The sequence below is a fragment of the Morganella sp. HSTU-ASny43 genome (assembly GCF_022819185.1).
Taxonomy (GTDB): domain Bacteria; phylum Pseudomonadota; class Gammaproteobacteria; order Enterobacterales; family Enterobacteriaceae; genus Morganella; species Morganella morganii.
In genome coordinates, this window is the sequence record NZ_WSPG01000003.1 from 71,498 (window position 1) to 88,852 (window position 17,355).

The following is a 17,355-nucleotide window of genomic DNA, read 5'->3' on the forward strand; positions in this document are numbered from 1 at the left end:
GCAACTCTTAATCAACCATCATATTGATGTTCAGGTTGTACATAATCCACAGTGAACCCACGACCACGATACCGATAATGAGGAGCGTGAACAGGAACGCAATCAGGTTCCAGCGCTCTTCAGACGCGGTATTCATGTGCAGGAAGCACACCAGGTGAACAAGAATCTGAACAACAGCAGTAATCACAACAGTCGCCAGCAGAACAGATGTCGAGGCGGTTCCCTCAATCACCATATAAAACGGGATGACTGTCAGAATGACCGACAATATAAAGCCGATCAGATAGGTTTTCACACTACCGTGGCTTGCCCCGGTACCGGCTGTATTTGAATGACTCATTACAGTGCCCCCAACAGATAAACAACGGTGAACACACAAATCCAGACCACGTCCAGGAAGTGCCAGAACAGGCTTAAGCAGTTCAGGCGGGTTTTATTCACTTCGGTCAGGCCGCGGCGGCTGGTCTGGATGATCATGATGATGATCCAGATAAGACCGGCTGTGACGTGAAGACCGTGTGTTGCCACCAGGGTGAAGAAACCGGACAGGAAGCCGCTGCGGTCAGGGCCGTAACCTTCGCTGATTAATTCATGGAATTCATAGATTTCCATCGCCACGAAGCCGAGGCCGAACAGGAAAGTCACAAATAACCACAGATTAACCTGACCCACCTGATTGCGGTTCATTGCCAGCATGGCAAAGCCGTAGGTGATACTGCTGAATAACAGCAGGAAGGTTTCCACCAGTACAAACTGTAAGTTAAAGATCTCTTTGCCGGTCGGCCCGCCGGCGGTGCCGTCTTTCAGCACCACATAAATGGCGAACAGACTCGCAAACAGAATCAGGTCACTCATCAGGTAGACCCAGAATCCGAAGACCTTGGTCGCGCCTGCATCGTGATGCCCATGATTATCATGGGCGTTATTATGTTGAGTCAGGGTATTAGTTGACATTATCCACACCTGCCTTGCTCAGTTGTTCGTAGTGGGCGTTTTCGATTTTTTCGACTTCAGCCACAGGAACATAGTAATCCACATCTTCGTCGAAGCTTTTTGCAATCCAGGTGACGATCATGCCGGCGAAACCGACAATCGCGAGCCACCAGATATGCCAGATCATGGCGAAACCAAAGATCAGGCTGAAACCGGCGATAATCACACCTGCTGCCGTATTTTTCGGCATATGAATTTCTTCATATTTTGCAGGACGTTTATGCGCGGTGCCTTTTTCTTTCATCTCCCACCATTCATCACGGGACTGAACATCCGGTACTTCAGCAAAGTTATAGAACGGAGGTGGTGAAGAGGTTGCCCACTCCAGCGTGCGGCCGCCCCACGGATCCCCGGTAAGGTCGCGGTTCTGGTCGCGGTCACGGATACTGACGTAGAACTGAATAACCTGGCACAGAATACCGACACCGATAATCGCCACGCCGACCGCTGCGATTAACAGCATGGTGTGGAAGGTCGGGTCAATGTTCTGGCTGATACGGCGGGTCATTCCCATGAAGCCCAGCACGTAAACCGGCATAAAGGCAACAAAGAAACCGATGAACCAGCACCAGAATGCGCGGACACCCCATTTTTCGTTCAGGGTGAAACCGAAGGCTTTCGGGAACCAGTAAGCGGTACCGGCGAAGCAACCGAAGACCACACCGCCGATGATGACGTTATGGAAGTGTGCAATCAGGAACAGGCTGTTATGCAGGACAAAGTTTGCCCCCGGCACGGCCAGCAGAACCCCGGTCATACCACCGACGGAGAAGGTGATAATAAAGCCGACTGTCCAGAGCATCGGGGTTTTGAACTCGATACGACCCTGATACATGGTAAACAGCCAGTTGAATATCTTCACCCCGGTCGGAATGGAGATTATCATCGTGGCGATACCGAAGAAGGCGTTGACGTTCGCGCCGGAGCCCATGGTAAAGAAGTGGTGCAGCCAGACGATAAAGGACAGAACAGTAATCGCGATAGTTGCCCATACCAGTGAGGTATAGCCGAACAGGCGTTTTTTCGAGAATGTCGCAGTGACTTCAGAGAAGACCCCGAAGACCGGCAGAACCAGGATATACACTTCCGGGTGGCCCCATGCCCACACCAGGTTGATGTACATCATCATGTTGCCGCCCATATCATTGGTGAAGAAATGGGTGCCCAGGTAGCGGTCTAATGTCAGGCCGGTTAAGGTGACAGTCAGAATCGGGAATGCGGCGATAATCAGGATGTTGGTACAGAATGCCGCCCAGGTAAAGACCGGCATTTTCATCATCGACATACCCGGTGCACGCATACGCAGTACGGTGGCGAAGAAGTTCACCCCGGTCAGCAATGTACCGATACCGGATATCTGGAGACTCCACAGCCAGTAATCGACCCCGACACCAGGGTTATATTCCAGTCCCGACAGCGGCGGATAGGCCAACCAGCCGGTCTGTGCAAATTCCCCGATACCCAGAGAGATATTCACCAGCATCACGCCGACCACGAAGAACCAGAAGCTCAGGGAGTTCAGGAACGGGAAGGCAACGTCACGGGCGCCGATCTGTAACGGTACAACCAGGTTCATCAGGCCGACAACAAACGGTGTCGCGACGAAGAAGATCATAATAACGCCGTGGGCGGTAAAGATCTGGTCGTAGTGTTCAGGCGGCAGGAATCCGGCTTCACCGGCAGACGAAAGGGCCTGCTGGGCGCGCATCATAATGGCGTCAGCAAAACCACGGATAAGCATCACCATCGAAACGATGATGTACATAATACCGATTTTTTTATGGTCAACGGTGGTTAACCATTCAGTCCATAACCACGTCCATTTGCGGAAGTAGGTGATAAGACCGACAAGTGCAGCACCACCCAGAATGATACCCAGTACCGTAATAACAACGATAGGTTCATGCAGAGGGATGGCATCCAGTGTTAATTTTCCGAACATGCTTTACCCCTCATTCCCGGCATGAGCTGCAGGCATATGGCTGCTGTGTTCATCTGCGCTCATGTTCATCATTGAATGGCTTTCGCCTTCCTGTGTCTTCCCGGCACCGTGGCCGCTGTGACCAAATTTGTTAATGGTGTCCACAAACAGATTTGGTTTGACCGCGGAGAAATAGACAACCGGGTTGTTCACACTCGGTTTTGCCAGTGCGTCAAACGCTTCGGTGGTGGTCAGAGTGTCCGGTGAGGCTTTCACCTTCGCAACCCACTCATCGAAGGCTTCGCGTGTCGGGGTGGCAGTGGCGGTAAATTTCATGTCAGAGAAACCGTGGCCGCTGTAGCTGGCAGAAATGCCTTTGTACACGCCCGGCTCTTCCGCAATCAGATGCAGTTTGGTCTGCATACCTGCCATCGCATAAATCTGGCCGCCTAACTGCGGGATGAAAAACGAGTTCATCACAGAATCAGAGGTGATTTTGAAATTGACAGGAACACCGACAGGGAATGCGATCTCATTGACAGTGGCAATGCCTTGATCCGGATAGATAAATAACCATTTCCAGTCCATTGAGATAACCTGGATGGTAACAGGCTCCTGGTCACTGACCAGCGGCTTGTACGGATCCAGCTCATGGGTGGTTTTCCATGTAATGGTACCCAGGATCAGAATGATAATGATCGGAACAGTCCAGACGACCAGCTCGATTTTATTGGAATGCGCCCAGTCAGGACGGTAAGTTGCTTTTCTGGTTTCCCGGTAACGCAGGGCAAAAACGATTGCCATGATAATGACCGGAATAACCACAATGAGCATCAGACCAATGGCGGTTAAAATCAGTGTTTTTTGCTCAGCACCGATAGTGCCTTTCGGGTTCATCAGTGCCATATCGCATCCGCCCAGCAAAAGTGCAGATGCGAGCAGCGAGATTACCCCAATACTCTTTTTGTAGTTCATAAGTCTCATCCAACGACCCCAAAAACAAAGGTACTCAAGTACTCTTGTCGTTTCATCAGTCCGCACATATTACGGCAAGGTAAGATCAGTGTAAATATATGTAATAAGATTGGTTGGTTTGTTGCCTCTTTATGTTAAAAGGATCACAAGTGAGCCAATTTTTATGAAATCGTGAAATAAAAATCACAATTTTAACAATCAGGAGACAAATTTATATTTAAGCTTAGATTAGGGAAGGAAATACCGAAAGGATGAAACACTGATTATTACACTTTATGTGACGTAATGGTGAAATTTTTTTGTTCAGAAACAGTTTCCTGGTAAAAATACGGGGGTTTTTGCCCCCCGCAGCGAAAAAATGTGATCTAGAAGTTATATTTTATGCTGTAAACCACAGCCTGCTGGTAAAAATCCTCACCCAGTTTGTTATCCGCATAGCGATACTGAATGCCGGTTGTCACTGACGGAACCGGTGTCCACCATAAGGCCAGCGCGCCGTTGACGCCGTCACGCCCGCCGTTGCCGTAACGGTCGTTGCGGTTAAGCTCGATTTCGTTCCAGTTGGTGACGCTGAATTTTTCATTCCACAGGTTAAAGTCATAACCGGCAACCCAGCCGAGAACATAACCGTTGTTACCGCTGTAAAACGTTTGATCAACATAGTGCAGGGCAGCAAACGGTTTAAACCATAACCCGTTGAATTCAGTGTTATAACCGATACCGTACAGGGTGTTCACTTCATGGAAGTTACCGCCGTTACCCGGCAGAGAGTAGGTACCGTAAACATGACCGTAGGCGTTGAAACCGGTATCACCGAGGTAGATACGCGCCGTGGTTTTGAAGGTGTAACGCTGGTTATCACCGGCATCGGAATCGTTTTTACTGTTAAACGCGTTCTCGAGGTCGAAGAAACCATAGAGCTCACCCCAGCTGAAACCGGCACCGCCCTCAAGCTCCAGATACGCAAAGTCATCCTTATGCGTGCTGTTGCCGCTCTTGTGAGTGGTATGCGGAGTCCAGTCCAGATAGTTCATGCTGACGTTAGCAAATCCCCACTGATATTCAGCCTGCGCAGAAAACGCGGCGGTTGCAGCGATCAGGGCTGCAATAGTCGTTTTTTTCATAATTTATTAGCTGTTTATTTGGTCGTTAAAGAGTACAGAAGTCAGAAGTAACAGCGCGAATATAGGGTGAAGGCACAAAAAGGAAAATGGGTGATGTGACGTATTTGTGGTTTTGAATGTAATTTTAAGAAATAAATTACAAAAATTGTGACTTACATCTAAAATTAAACATAAAAAAAGCCGGTAAAAACCGGCTTTATAAACTTTTGATTGAATTTTTTCTGATATTCGTAACAGCCTGTCAGGCCAGTTTATCGCGGCGGAGTGCACAATAATCGAGCAGCCCGCCGAGGAACAACCCGGCAATACCGATATTCAGGCCGTAAATAAACAGGTCGCCTTTCAGCGTGTCCGGAATAAAGCCCGGAGTCAGTTCAAATACCCCGGTCAGCAGCAGGATCAGGCTGGCTGCGAACAGTACTGCGGTGATACCGAGCAGTGACATCGCCGTCCGGTAGCCGTTGCGGAAGTGCTGCCTCGGCAGAAACTGCTCCGTTTTCTGGGTGTATAGCAGCGTTTTGCGGCACAACATCAGCAGCAGCAATCCCGGAATTGCGGCAAACACGGTGAACAGATAGAACCAGCTCCAGCCGTAGGCCTCCACCATCCAGCCGGCAAACGGGCCGGTATAGACGCGGCCGACAGCAGACAGTGCTGACAGCAGGGCAAACTGTGTGGCGGAGAAGGACCGGTTACAGAGTGTCATCAGCAGGGCGACAAAGGCGGCTGTGCCCATCCCGCCGCAGATATTCTCGATAAATACCACGCCGCCCATCATATAGATATTTTGTGGTGTGACAGATAACACCCAGTAGCCGAGGTTGGAAAATCCCTGCAGGATCCCGAAGAACATCAGGGATTTAAACAGGCTCCAGCGCTGCATCAGATAACCGCCGTACAGGGCCCCGACAATCGTGGCGGCCAGCCCCAGGGTTTTATTGATAAGTCCCACTTCGTCCGGACCGAACCCGGCTCCGCGGATCAGAAACGGTGTGCTCAGTGTCAGGGCGAAGGCGTCCCCCATCTTATAAAGGACGATCAGCAGTAACAGCAGCCAGGTGTTGTTACGGGAGAAAAACTCCGCCAGCGGCTCCCGGACAGCCTCACGCAGTGTGCGCGGCGGCGGGGCATCGGTTTCCGGCTCTTTTGCGCGCAGTGTGGCGAACACACCAATCAGCATCATCGCCGCCATCAGCAGGTACATATTCTGCCAGCCGGTATAACGGTGGGCGATAAACAGCGCCAGCCCGCCGGAGAGCAGCATGGCCAGCCGGTAACCTAAGGTTGATATCGCAGCCCCGGTACCGCGATCTTTCGCGGACAGCAAATCCGTTTTATAGGCATCAAAAATGATGTCCTGTGAGGCGGAGCAGAAAGCGACAATCGCGGCGGCAGCAGCCAGCCACCAGAGGTGTTCCGTCGGTTTCAGCATCCCCATACCGGCGATACTGACAACCAGCAGGAGCTGGGTGGCGATCATCCAGCCGCGGCGGCGTCCGAGGAACGGCAGCTGGTAGCGATCCATAAACGGTGCCCACAGGAATTTAAACACATAGGCCTGGCTGACAAGGGTGAAAAACCCGATGGTCCTGATATCCACGTTTTCGACGGTGATCCAGGCCTGGAGTGTGCCGCTGGTCAGTGCCAGCGGTAATCCGGATGCGAAACCGAGCAGTAAAAGAATACGGGCATTACGCTCGCTGTAAGTCGCCCAAATACTCCGGAGCATGATTATCCTCACACGCCGCAGACTGCGGCGCATTGACAGTGACTGAAAACAGCGGGCCGCCCGGCGTTATCCGGCAGCAGGCGGCACGGCAGATTAGTAGCGGGTGTTCTGCTTAATGAACTGGCTGATTTGGGTATCCTGAGCCATGTCCGCGACGATATCGCTGAGTGCGCGGTTAAAGGCGTCAGTGATTTTTTCATTGCTGGCGCTTAACGGGCCCTGCACATTATAGCTGGTGCGGAAAGTCCGGCTCTTTGTGCTGTTATTCTGCGCGGTGGCGAGAATGGTAATATCAATATTGACGGTGATATTATGGCGCAGGCTGCCTTCCTGTACATCCGCCTTAAAGGTATTGATGGAAATCTGCACATTGGCATTTGCCGGTGAGCCAATCATAAAACCGCGCGCTGTCATCTGTTTTTCCAGGGTTTCCTGCATCAGGAAACGCAGGTCACGGGACGGGCGCAGCTGTGCCAGCTGGCCGTTACGGCTGAATTCGGCCAGAGTCTGTGACGGGCGTTTATCCACACCGGTAATCGAGATAGTGGCGGCACCGAGCGTCGGATCCGCAGACGGTAATTTCATCACCGGTTCAATGGACAGGGTGTTGGACGGCGCCTGACACCCGGCCAGTAAGAGTATTGCGAACAGCGGGAGGAGGTATTTTTTCAACATAATATGAATCCGTTACAAGTTGTTGAAGTCAGTCACAGCACCGGATAAACGCCGGGGTGTGAGTGTTCGGCTTAACGCATGATGATAATCGGCTTTATCCGCGAATGGTATGGATTTTGATAAAAAACTCACTACACTGAGCTTTCTCTGAAAGCCAGTATTGACCGGAAGGATAGTTATGTCGGCATCATTTCCTGCTGTAATGCAGCAGCGTATTGAAGAAAAACTGAATCACGCGCTTGCGCCTCATTATATCAGTGTGGTGAATGAGAGCAGCCAGCACAATGTTCCGGCGGGATCGGAAACCCATTTTAAGGTGGTGGTGGTCAGTGAGACCTTTGCGGGCATGCGCCCGGTGGCACGTCACCGTCATATGTACACGCTGCTGGCTGATGAGCTGGCTGGCGGGGTTCACGCTCTGGCGCTGCATACTTATACCCCGGATGAGTGGAATCACAGTCAGGGCGGGGTGAATCCGTCCCCGCGTTGTCATGGTGGCGGAAAGTAAGCCGCTGTTTGAGTGAAAAAGCAGCGCACAGCACAAAATTTAACAGAAAAAGGGTGAAATTCAGACTCTTTTGTCTGCACTTCTCGACGCGGCCTGTCAGCATCGCTATAATGTCGCGTCTGAAATTCCGTATGGTTTCGGGACGCTTCTGAATATAAGGGAACTCGGTTTTTAAATGCGACCGCCCCGGTTCATTATCGTTTCACACAGGCATCGGGCCGGTGTGAGATATGGAGTTGACCGAGCAATAGACTTTTTTGAGGTAATAAGATGCAAGTTTCTGTTGAAACGACTGAAGGCCTTGGGCGTCGTGTATTAATCACCGTTCCTGCAGCCGATATTGACAAAGAAGTAACTAAACAATTAGCTGAAATCGCCAAGAAAGCACGTATCGACGGTTTCCGTAAAGGTAAAGTGCCGCACAACATCATCAAACAGCGTTACGGCGATGTGGCGGTTCAGGATGCACTGAGCGACCTGATGTCACGTAACTTTGTCAGCGCTATCATCGAAAACAAAATCAACCCTGTCGGCGCGCCTGACTACAAAGTTGATGAGCCGTATAAAGAAGGTCAGGATTTCACTTACACTGTTGAGTTCGAAGTCTTCCCTGAAATTGAGCTGAAAGGTCTGGAAACAATCGAAGTTGAAAAACCGGTTGTTGAAGTTAAAGACGAAGACATCGACGGCATGGTTGAGACTCTGCGCAAACAGCAGGCTGAGTGGAAAGTGACTGAAGGCGCAGCTAAAGCTGACGATCGCATCACTATCGACTTCACCGGTTCTGTTGACGGCGAAGAGTTCGAAGGCGGCAAATCTTCTGATTTCGTCCTGGTCATGGGCCAGAATCGTATGATCCCGGGCTTCGAAGACGGTATCGTGGGTCACAAAGCCGGTGAAGAATTCGACATCGAAGTGACATTCCCGGAAGATTACCACGCTGAAAACCTGAAAGGGAAAGCAGCGAAATTCGCTATCAGCCTGAAAAAAGTGGAAGAGCGCGAACTGCCGGAAATGACTGAAGAGTTCATCAAACGTTTCGGTATCGGCGACGGTTCCCTGGAAGGTCTGAAAGCGGAAATCCGCAAAAATATGGAACGCGAACTGAAAAACGCAGTACGCAACCGTATCAAAACCCAGGTTATCGACGGTCTGCTGAAAGCAAACGAAATCGATGTACCGAAAGCAGCTGTTGACAGCGAAATCGAAGAACTGCGCCGTCAGGCGGCACAGCGTTTCGGTGGCTCTGAAAAACAGGCGATGGAACTGCCTCGCGAACTGTTTGAAGGTCAGGCTAAGCGCCGTGTAATGGTTGGTCTGCTGTTAGGCGAAGTGATTTCTTCTAACGAACTGAAAGCCGAAGACGATCGCGTTAATGCGCTGATCGACGAAATGGCATCAGCGTACGAAGATCCGGCTGAAGTTGTGGAATACTACAACAAAAACAAACAGATGATGGATGGTATCCGTAATCTGGCACTGGAAGAGCAGGCTGTTGAAACTGTTCTGGCGAAAGCAAAAGTGACAGATAAAGAAACCGGCTTCACTGATCTGATGAACCAGGTTCAGGCAGCAGGTTAATCCTCTCTCTTTGTGAACGGCCGAAGGCTGTTTATCTGATATAAAACCGCAGGCAATGTGTATTGTCTGCGGTTTTTTCGTCATTTCTGACAATATTCCTTGAAAACTGCGGTGGTTATCCCCCATATTTGCCATACAGGGTATCTGCCGGACAGTATATGCTGCTTATGTGACCGGATCGCGTATAGCGCATGGTCATCGCACCGGATCTCAAGTAAAATAACCGGTATCCGCCAGGCACCAATAAAATTCAATCAGGAGATGGACATGTCATATCACGACAATCAGGATACTTTCGCACCCAACATGGCGCTGGTGCCGATGGTTATCGAGCAGACTTCACGCGGTGAACGCTCCTACGATATCTATTCCCGTTTATTAAAAGACCGTATTATCTTTTTAACCGGCCAGGTTGAAGATCATATGGCAAACCTGATCGTGGCACAGTTACTCTTCCTGGAAGCTGAGAACCCGGAAAAAGACATCAGTCTTTATATCAACTCGCCGGGCGGCGTGATCACCGCAGGGATGTCCATTTATGACACCATGCAGTTCATCAAACCGCAGGTCAGCACCATCTGTGTGGGCCAGGCCTGCTCAATGGGTTCTTTCTTACTGGCGGCAGGTGCGCCGGGCAAACGTTACTGTCTGCCGAACTCCCGGGTGATGATTCACCAGCCGCTGGGCGGCTATCAGGGACAAGCCACTGATATTGAAATTCATGCTCAGGAAATTCTGAAAGTGAAAGCGCGCATGAATGATTTATTAGCTCACCATACCGGTAAATCCGTTGAGGAAATTCAGCGTGATACCGAGCGTGACCGCTTCCTGTCCGCGAAAGAAGCGCAGGAATACGGTCTGGTTGACCATATTTACACACACCGGTAAGTAACACAGGCACTGCCCGTATCCTGCCGGGCGGCAGGGTACTGCGGTGCTGTGACATTTTTTGCGGCTCACAGGCGGTGAGCTGTACTGATTAAGTGAGGTTTACTGATGACAGACAAACGCAAAGACGGTTCAGGAAAGCTGCTGTACTGCTCTTTCTGCGGAAAAAGTCAGCATGAGGTTAAGAAACTGATTGCCGGCCCGTCAGTGTATATCTGTGATGAATGCGTTGATTTATGCAACGATATTATCCGTGAAGAAATTAAAGATCTGATCCCGGCCCGTGGCAGTGAGCGCAGTGAACTGCCGACGCCTCATGAAATTCGTCAGCACCTCGATGACTATGTCATTGGTCAGGAACTGGCTAAAAAAGTGCTGGCAGTCGCGGTATACAACCACTACAAACGTCTGCGCAACGGCGATAAAACCGCTGACGGTGTGGAACTGGGTAAAAGTAACATTCTGCTGATCGGCCCGACCGGCAGCGGTAAAACCCTGCTGGCTGAAACCCTGGCCCGCTACCTGGATGTGCCGTTCACCATGGCGGATGCCACCACACTGACCGAAGCCGGTTATGTGGGGGAGGATGTCGAAAACATCATTCAGAAGCTTTTACAGAAATGCGACTATGATGTGGAGAAAGCACAGCGCGGTATCGTCTATATTGATGAAATCGATAAAATCTCCCGTAAATCAGATAACCCGTCGATTACCCGTGATGTTTCCGGTGAAGGCGTTCAGCAGGCTCTGCTGAAACTGGTTGAAGGGACTATCGCTGCTGTTCCGCCGCAGGGCGGGCGCAAACATCCGCAGCAGGAGTTTTTACAGGTTGATACCTCGAAAATTCTGTTTATCTGCGGCGGGGCGTTTGCCGGTCTGGATAAAGTGGTCGGTCAGCGTCTGAATACCCGTTCCGGTATCGGTTTCGGTGCGGAAGTGCGCGGCGAGAAAGACAAAGCGACAGAAGGCGAATTACTGGCTCAGGTTGAACCGGAAGATCTGATCAAATTTGGTCTGATCCCGGAATTTATCGGCCGTCTGCCTGTCGTGGCAACGCTCGGTGAACTGAGTGAGGATGCGCTGATTCAGATCCTTCAGGAACCGAAAAACGCGCTGACAAAACAGTATCAGGCGCTGTTCAGCATTGAAGATGTTGAACTTGAGTTCCGCCGTGAAGCACTGATTGCCATTGCGAAAAAAGCCATGAACCGTAAAACCGGTGCCCGTGGTCTGCGTTCCATCGTTGAGGCTGCGTTGCTCAACACGATGTATGATTTACCGTCGATGGAAAATGTCGAAAAAGTGGTTATCGATGAAAACGTGATAACCAACCAGACCGAACCGATGCTGATTTACCGCAAACCGGAAGCTCAGGTTTCCGGCGAGTAACGGAAAGTTAGCGCAGTTGTTATCAATATTAACTAAATGAGGGAATTTTCCCTCATTTTGCTTTTCTTACTAAATAAAGTGTTGAATGTGAGAAATGCATCCCCATATATTGATTATTCTATGGAGTGGAACCCGTGATAACGCGTTTCACGACGTTCCCAACAAGGCGTAAGCTAAACGAAGAGAGTGCTCTATGAATCCTGAGCGTGCTGAACGCATTGAAATCCCGGTACTGCCTTTGCGCGATGTGGTGGTCTACCCCCACATGGTTATTCCTTTATTTGTCGGGCGCGAAAAATCTATCCACTGTCTGGAAACAGCGATGGATATGGATAAAAAAGTGCTGCTGGTAGCACAAAAAGAAGCGTCAACGGATGAGCCGGGCGTCAATGATTTATTTTCCGTCGGGACAGTCGCGTCTGTATTACAGATGCTGAAACTGCCGGACGGCACCGTCAAAGTGCTGGTCGAAGGCCTGCAACGTGCGCATATCAAAACATTAAGTGACAACGGAGATTTCTTCTCTGCCCAGGCAGAGCTGATGGAATCCCCTGTCGTGGACGAGCGCGAGCAGGAAGTATTGCTGCGCACGGCGATCAACCAGTTTGAAGGCTATATCAAGCTGAATAAAAAGATCCCGCCGGAAGTCCTGACATCTCTGCACAGTATCGACGATGTCGCCAAACTGGCTGACACTATCGCTTCCCATATGACACTGAAATTACAGGACAAACAGTCTGTTCTGGAAATGTCAGATATGGTTGAGCGTCTCGAATATCTGATGGCGATGATGGAATCGGAAATCGATCTGTTACAGGTTGAGAAACGCATCCGTAACCGCGTCAAAAAGCAGATGGAAAAAAGCCAGCGCGAGTACTATCTCAATGAGCAGATGAAAGCTATCCAGAAAGAACTGGGTGAGATGGACGACGCGCCGGATGAAGCAGAAGCGCTGAAACGCAAAATCGAAGAAGCGCAGATGCCGAAAGAGGCAAAAGAGAAAGCCGAAGCGGAATTACAGAAACTGAAAATGATGTCGCCGATGTCAGCGGAAGCGACGGTTGTCCGCAGCTATATTGACTGGATGATTCAGGTTCCGTGGGTCAAGCGCAGTAAAGTGAAAAAAGATCTGCTTAAAGCGCAGGAAATCCTCGACAGTGACCATTACGGCCTGGAGCGGGTGAAAGAGCGCATCCTTGAATATCTGGCGGTACAAAGCCGTATCAGCAAAATCAAGGGGCCTATCCTGTGCCTCGTCGGACCGCCGGGGGTGGGTAAAACCTCTCTGGGGCAGTCCATTGCCCGTGCAACCGGCCGTAAATATGTCCGTATGGCGCTGGGCGGCGTGCGTGATGAAGCGGAAATCCGCGGTCACCGCCGTACCTACATTGGTTCTATGCCGGGTAAACTTATCCAGAAAATGGCAAAAGTTGGCGTGAAAAACCCGCTGTTCCTGCTGGATGAAATCGATAAAATGTCATCGGATATGCGCGGCGATCCGGCTTCCGCACTGCTTGAGGTGCTGGATCCGGAACAGAATATCGCGTTTAACGATCACTACCTGGAAGTGGATTACGATCTGTCCGACGTCATGTTTGTCGCGACATCCAACTCCATGAATATTCCGGCACCGCTGCTGGATCGTATGGAAGTGATCCGTCTGTCCGGTTATACGGAAGATGAGAAACTCAACATTGCCAAGCGCCACCTGCTGCCGAAGCAGATTGAGCGCAACGCACTGAAGAAAACCGAGCTGCATATTGATGACAGCGCGATCCTCGGCATTATCCGTTATTACACCCGTGAAGCGGGCGTGCGCGGACTGGAGCGTGAAATCTCCAAACTGTGCCGTAAAGCGGTGAAACAGCTGCTGATGGATAAGACACTGAAACACATCGAGATTAATCAGGACAACCTGAAAGATTACCTGGGTGTGCAGAAAGTGGATTACGGCCGTGCTGATACTGAAAACCGTGTGGGCCAGGTTACCGGTCTGGCGTGGACAGAAGTCGGCGGTGACCTGCTGACCATCGAAACCGCAGCGGTTCCGGGTAAAGGGAAACTCTCCTACACCGGTTCACTGGGTGAAGTGATGCAGGAATCTATCCAGGCAGCGTTAACCGTGGTGCGTGCCCGGGCGGATAAATTAGGGATCAACAATGATTTCTATGAAAAACGCGACATTCACGTCCACGTACCGGAAGGTGCAACACCAAAAGACGGCCCGAGTGCCGGTACCGCAATGTGTACCGCACTGGTTTCCGCACTGACCGGTAACCCGGTACGTGCGGATGTGGCGATGACCGGGGAAATTACCCTGCGTGGTCTGGTGCTGCCAATCGGCGGTCTGAAAGAAAAACTGCTGGCAGCACACCGCGGCGGCATTAAGACTGTTCTGATTCCGGACGAAAACCGCCGTGATCTGGAAGAAATTCCGGATAACGTAAAAGCGGATCTGGATATTCATCCGGTTAAAACAATAGATGAAGTTCTTTCACTTGCCTTAGTGAATCCTGCTTTTGGTATGGAAGTGGTAAGTAAAAAGGCGTAGGAAATAGTGACCTGCGTCAAGAAGTTCAGATAAATAAAGGGCTGACAGGTACTTTAGGACTTGTCAGCCTTTTTTTGTCCCGCTAATTTAGCGAACATTCTTACGAAACATGCGAAGTCTGCAATCTTGCCAAGAGCGAAAAGGCTTGATATAACGGCTGTGGCTGTCAGGAACATACTTCGTAAATCCGGGCCGAAAATTCTGAAAGGGGATGATAATAGTGAATAAGTCACAATTGGTCGATAAAATTGCTGCAGACGCTAATATTTCTAAAGCTGCGGCTGGTCGCGCGTTAGATGCAATTATTGGTTCAGTAACCGATTCTCTGAAGGGCGGGGATGACGTGGCTCTGGTTGGTTTCGGTACTTTCACTGTTCGTGAGCGTGCAGCACGTACAGGCCGTAACCCGCAGACCGGAAAAGAGATCAAAATCGCCGCTGCGAAAGTCCCGGCTTTCCGTGCAGGTAAAGGTCTTAAAGACGCAGTAAACGGCTGAGTTTTTCCTCAGGCAACGGGATATTTATCTGTCCCGGGCACAAAAACCGTATAAAGCTAAACAGGAAGCGCATCAGAATGATGCGCTTTTTTTTGTTTTAGGGCATAATTTCCCCTGACCTGATTTTTCTTTTACCAAAGCGGAGTTTGGATTTCTTATGATGGAAAACCTGCGCACAGCGGCGAACAACCCTGTGATTAAAATTGTCTTCGCCATCATTATCCTGTCATTTATTCTGACAGGTGTGGGTGGTTACCTCGTCAGCGGTTCTAACTATGCTGCCAAAGTGAACGATACTGAAATATCGGTCCAGCAGTTAGAGCGCGCCTTCCAGGAAGAGCGTAACCGCCAGCAGGCTCAGTTGGGTGACCTGTTCTCGCAGTTAGTCAGCACCGAAGAGGGCGTTAAACAAATCCGTTCTCAGGCGCTGAACCAGATGATTGACACCATTCTGCTGGAACAGTATGCACGGAAATTAGGTATCACCGTCAGTGATGACCAGATTATCAGCGCAATTCGTCAGGAGCCTGATTTTCAGGTTAACGGTCAGTTCAGCCAGCAGGCGTATGAGACATTCCTGTCCCGTAACGGTATCACCGGTGACAACTACGCAACTTATCTGCGCAAGCAGATGATTCAGGCACAGCTGGTTCAGCCGTTTGTGCGTGACTCATTTGTGCTTGATTCCGAAGTGACCAATGCCGCAGCTGTTTTACTCCAGTCACGTACCATCCGTACCGCGACACTGGATCTGGCTTCTGCTCAGGCAAAACAGACCACAACCGATGAAGAGCTGCAGGCTTATTACGCGAAGAATAAAAACAGCTTCATTGCGCCGCAGTCCTTAAAAATCAGTTTTGTTGAGCTGGATGCCGCGAATATCCAGGACAACACATCAGTCACTGAAGAACAGATTCAGGACTACTACGACAAAAATATCCCGCGTTTTACTGTGCCGGCAAAAGGCGAGTACAGTCAGATCACCCTGGCGACGGAAGATGATGCCAAAGCGGTACTGAATGAACTGAAAAACGGGGCGGATTTCAAAACCCTGGCTAAAGAAAAATCCACCGATAAACTGACTGCCCGTAACGGCGGCGTGATCGGCTGGATGGAAGATGCTGCGCTGATCCCTGAAATTAAAGGTGCCGGGCTGACAACCGCCGGTCAGATTTCAGAGGTTCTGAAAGTGGATAACGGCTACGCGATTTTCCGTCTGGATGTGTACGAGCCGGAAACCGTCAGACCGCTGGCGGATGTGAAAGAAGAAGCCACCCGTCTGGCCAAAGGCGAAGCGGCAAGCAAAGCCTTCTTTGACCTCCAGCAGAAAGCCAGTGAAGCTGCTGCGAACGATAACGAATCCCTGATGGGTGTTGAGCAGGCAACCGGCGTTAAAGCTGTACAGACTGACTGGTTTGCCCTGAACAGTCTGCCGGATGCGGTTAACTATCCGGAAGTGTTAAAAGCATTAACGGAAAACAAACTGTTTGATGAGAAAGGACCTTCCGGTGCTAACTCTGACATCATCACCGTTTCCGGTGACCGTGCCTTTGTGATCCGTGTTGATGAATATCGTCCGGAAGCAGTGGAATCCTTTGAAAAAGTGAAGTCAGACATTGACGCGCTGGTGAAGCGCAGCAAAGCGGAAGCCGCGCTGAATGCGGAAGCGGATAAACTGCTGACGGCACTGAAAGAAGGTAAAGGCGACGCCGCGTTAACAGAAGCCGGTGTGAAATTCGGTGCAGAGCAGACTGTTCAGCGCCTGAATCCGTCAGACCCGGTTATCAATGCTGCCTTTACCCAGCCGCATCCTGCGGACGGTAAACCGACCTACAGCCGCACCATTGACGGCAAGGGTAACATTGTTCTGGTACAGCTGGATAAAGTCACAGCCGGTACGGCAACGGATCAGGAAAAAACTGAACTGCGTACAGTGCTGCGTCAGCAAATGGCGTCCACTGAGCTGGAATCATTACTGCTGAACCTGCGTGCTAACGCAGATATTGATGTGAGAAATATGAACTAAAATTTTTCGATCTGTACCGAAAAATAAAATGTCGTTTTACATCATCTGAAAGGCTGCGTTCGCAGCCTTTCGCATTTCTGTTCTGAAAATCCCCCGGCAGAAAAAATTTTTGCGACACTCCGTTTCGTGCTAAACACAAAAGGAGAAATAGCATGAAAACAAAATGGACATCTGCATTATTATTAACATCAGCACTGTTAACCGGCGGTTTTTTCAGTACTTCCGCACTGGCTCAGGCTGCACCACCGGCAGACAGTGCGCAGGTTCAGCAGTCTGTTGCACAGGAAACAAACCGCATCAGCATTAATACCGCGACTGCGGAAGAACTGGCCCGGGAACTCAGTGGTGTCGGGCCGAAAAAAGCACAGCGGATTGTGGAGTACCGCACGGAAAACGGACCATTTACTTCTGCGGAACAACTGAAGGATGTATATGGTATTGGTGAGCGTATTTTTACGATGAACAGCGATAAGATAGAGTTGTAATATCAGCAGAGGCT

General features: G+C 50.3%; 15 protein-coding genes. 8 read left to right on the forward strand and 7 right to left on the reverse strand.

What is annotated here, in order from left to right:
* Positions 1–7 precede the first annotated feature (7 nt).
* The 7 genes from GN208_RS02585 to GN208_RS02615 form a co-directional block, all read right to left on the reverse strand.
* Positions 8–340 (reverse strand): cytochrome o ubiquinol oxidase subunit IV, encoded by a 333-nt coding sequence (locus GN208_RS02585; RefSeq protein ID WP_004236445.1) that lies wholly within the window; start codon positions 338–340, stop codon positions 8–10.
* A complete protein-coding gene (locus GN208_RS02590; protein WP_004240400.1) occupies positions 340–954 on the reverse strand; it encodes a cytochrome o ubiquinol oxidase subunit III in 615 nt (204 codons plus the stop codon). Before GN208_RS02590 ends, GN208_RS02585 begins: the two co-directional genes overlap by 1 nt.
* Positions 944–2,935 carry a cytochrome o ubiquinol oxidase subunit I gene (gene cyoB / locus GN208_RS02595; protein ID WP_004236447.1) on the reverse strand — a complete coding sequence of 664 codons (1,992 nt, stop codon included), beginning with the start codon at positions 2,933–2,935 and terminating at the stop codon, positions 944–946. Before cyoB ends, GN208_RS02590 begins: the two co-directional genes overlap by 11 nt.
* 3 nt (positions 2,936–2,938) lie before the next feature.
* Positions 2,939–3,898: a cytochrome o ubiquinol oxidase subunit II gene (gene cyoA / locus GN208_RS02600; protein ID WP_046024039.1), complete on the reverse strand. Its 960-nt coding sequence runs from the start codon at positions 3,896–3,898 to the stop codon at positions 2,939–2,941.
* A 356-nt stretch (positions 3,899–4,254) separates the two neighbouring features.
* The gene (locus GN208_RS02605) at positions 4,255–5,013 is read right to left on the reverse strand and encodes an outer membrane protein OmpK (protein WP_004236449.1); all 759 of its coding nucleotides are present in this window, start codon (positions 5,011–5,013) and stop codon (positions 4,255–4,257) included.
* 241 nt (positions 5,014–5,254) lie between these two features.
* The gene (gene ampG, locus GN208_RS02610; RefSeq protein ID WP_015422961.1) at positions 5,255–6,742 is read right to left on the reverse strand and encodes a muropeptide MFS transporter AmpG; all 1,488 of its coding nucleotides are present in this window, start codon (positions 6,740–6,742) and stop codon (positions 5,255–5,257) included.
* 93 nt (positions 6,743–6,835) lie between these two features.
* Positions 6,836–7,417: a YajG family lipoprotein gene (locus tag GN208_RS02615; RefSeq protein ID WP_004236452.1), complete on the reverse strand. Its 582-nt coding sequence runs from the start codon at positions 7,415–7,417 to the stop codon at positions 6,836–6,838.
* 178 nt (positions 7,418–7,595) lie between these two features.
* On the opposite strand from GN208_RS02615, the gene bolA reads away from it, so the two are divergent.
* From bolA to GN208_RS02655, 8 genes are all read left to right on the forward strand, one after another.
* The gene (gene bolA, locus GN208_RS02620) at positions 7,596–7,925 is read left to right on the forward strand and encodes a transcriptional regulator BolA (RefSeq protein WP_015422960.1); all 330 of its coding nucleotides are present in this window, start codon (positions 7,596–7,598) and stop codon (positions 7,923–7,925) included.
* Between the two features lie 270 nt (positions 7,926–8,195).
* Positions 8,196–9,506: a trigger factor gene (gene tig / locus GN208_RS02625; RefSeq protein WP_004236454.1), complete on the forward strand. Its 1,311-nt coding sequence runs from the start codon at positions 8,196–8,198 to the stop codon at positions 9,504–9,506.
* A 267-nt stretch (positions 9,507–9,773) separates the two neighbouring features.
* Positions 9,774–10,394, forward strand: a complete 621-nt coding sequence (clpP, locus tag GN208_RS02630) for an ATP-dependent Clp endopeptidase proteolytic subunit ClpP (RefSeq protein WP_004240392.1) — start codon at positions 9,774–9,776, stop codon at positions 10,392–10,394.
* A 108-nt stretch (positions 10,395–10,502) separates the two neighbouring features.
* Positions 10,503–11,783: an ATP-dependent protease ATP-binding subunit ClpX gene (gene clpX, locus GN208_RS02635; protein ID WP_004236456.1), complete on the forward strand. Its 1,281-nt coding sequence runs from the start codon at positions 10,503–10,505 to the stop codon at positions 11,781–11,783.
* 193 nt (positions 11,784–11,976) lie between these two features.
* Positions 11,977–14,334, forward strand: coding sequence for an endopeptidase La (lon, locus tag GN208_RS02640; RefSeq protein ID WP_004236457.1), 2,358 nt, complete (start codon positions 11,977–11,979; stop codon positions 14,332–14,334).
* A gap of 220 nt (positions 14,335–14,554) precedes the next feature.
* Complete coding sequence (hupB, locus tag GN208_RS02645) at positions 14,555–14,830, forward strand: nucleoid-associated protein HU-beta (protein WP_004240390.1); 276 nt, start codon at positions 14,555–14,557, stop codon at positions 14,828–14,830.
* 157 nt (positions 14,831–14,987) lie between these two features.
* Positions 14,988–16,856 carry a peptidylprolyl isomerase gene (gene ppiD, locus GN208_RS02650; protein ID WP_004236459.1) on the forward strand — a complete coding sequence of 623 codons (1,869 nt, stop codon included), beginning with the start codon at positions 14,988–14,990 and terminating at the stop codon, positions 16,854–16,856.
* Positions 16,857–17,008: 152 nt separating this feature from the next.
* Positions 17,009–17,341: a helix-hairpin-helix domain-containing protein gene (locus tag GN208_RS02655; protein ID WP_004236460.1), complete on the forward strand. Its 333-nt coding sequence runs from the start codon at positions 17,009–17,011 to the stop codon at positions 17,339–17,341.
* The last annotated feature ends 14 nt before the right edge of the window (positions 17,342–17,355 follow it).

What these genes read in the sequence shown, in the direction of transcription:
- GN208_RS02585 (WP_004236445.1), bottom strand. Translation starts at nt 340, where the DNA reads ATGAGTCATTCAAATACAGCCGGTACCGGGGCAAGCCACGGTAGTGTG.
- GN208_RS02590 (WP_004240400.1), bottom strand. Translation starts at nt 954, where the DNA reads ATGTCAACTAATACCCTGACTCAACATAATAACGCCCATGATAATCAT.
- cyoB (WP_004236447.1), bottom strand. Translation starts at nt 2,935, where the DNA reads ATGTTCGGAAAATTAACACTGGATGCCATCCCTCTGCATGAACCTATC.
- cyoA (WP_046024039.1), bottom strand. Translation starts at nt 3,898, where the DNA reads ATGAGACTTATGAACTACAAAAAGAGTATTGGGGTAATCTCGCTGCTC.
- GN208_RS02605 (WP_004236449.1), bottom strand. Translation starts at nt 5,013, where the DNA reads ATGAAAAAAACGACTATTGCAGCCCTGATCGCTGCAACCGCCGCGTTT.
- ampG (WP_015422961.1), bottom strand. Translation starts at nt 6,742, where the DNA reads ATGCTCCGGAGTATTTGGGCGACTTACAGCGAGCGTAATGCCCGTATT.
- GN208_RS02615 (WP_004236452.1), bottom strand. Translation starts at nt 7,417, where the DNA reads ATGTTGAAAAAATACCTCCTCCCGCTGTTCGCAATACTCTTACTGGCC.
- bolA (WP_015422960.1), top strand. Translation starts at nt 7,596, where the DNA reads ATGTCGGCATCATTTCCTGCTGTAATGCAGCAGCGTATTGAAGAAAAA.
- tig (WP_004236454.1), top strand. Translation starts at nt 8,196, where the DNA reads ATGCAAGTTTCTGTTGAAACGACTGAAGGCCTTGGGCGTCGTGTATTA.
- clpP (WP_004240392.1), top strand. Translation starts at nt 9,774, where the DNA reads ATGTCATATCACGACAATCAGGATACTTTCGCACCCAACATGGCGCTG.
- clpX (WP_004236456.1), top strand. Translation starts at nt 10,503, where the DNA reads ATGACAGACAAACGCAAAGACGGTTCAGGAAAGCTGCTGTACTGCTCT.
- lon (WP_004236457.1), top strand. Translation starts at nt 11,977, where the DNA reads ATGAATCCTGAGCGTGCTGAACGCATTGAAATCCCGGTACTGCCTTTG.
- ppiD (WP_004236459.1), top strand. Translation starts at nt 14,988, where the DNA reads ATGATGGAAAACCTGCGCACAGCGGCGAACAACCCTGTGATTAAAATT.
- GN208_RS02655 (WP_004236460.1), top strand. Translation starts at nt 17,009, where the DNA reads ATGAAAACAAAATGGACATCTGCATTATTATTAACATCAGCACTGTTA.